General features: G+C 63.4%; 1 protein-coding gene. It reads right to left on the minus strand.

What is annotated here, in order from left to right; all coding sequences use genetic code 11:
- On the minus strand, nucleotides 1–268 hold a 268-nt coding region (locus SB753_RS37650; protein WP_410805234.1), incomplete at both ends, for a hypothetical protein.

The following is a 268-nucleotide window of genomic DNA, read 5'->3' on the forward strand; positions in this document are numbered from 1 at the left end:
GGGCGACGGGCGTGCCGTCCGCAAGCGCATAGCGCCCTTCGAGCGCCGGACGCACACCCGGTGTGTGATGCAGCACTTCGCGCTGGCTGACGGGGTCCCACCACAGGTGGTTCTGCGGGAACATCGCGTTACACGCCTGCGCGTCTTCGTCACACACGAACAAACCCTGCGTATCGCTGTCTTCGCGCATGTCGAGCAGTTCGCCCGCATTCGTGTAGCGCTCCACGAACTCGCGGTCATACGCATTGCTTTCGATCAGCTCACGCAT

The sequence above is a fragment of the Paraburkholderia sp. SIMBA_053 genome (assembly GCF_046534895.1).
Lineage (GTDB): Bacteria > Pseudomonadota > Gammaproteobacteria > Burkholderiales > Burkholderiaceae > Paraburkholderia > Paraburkholderia caledonica.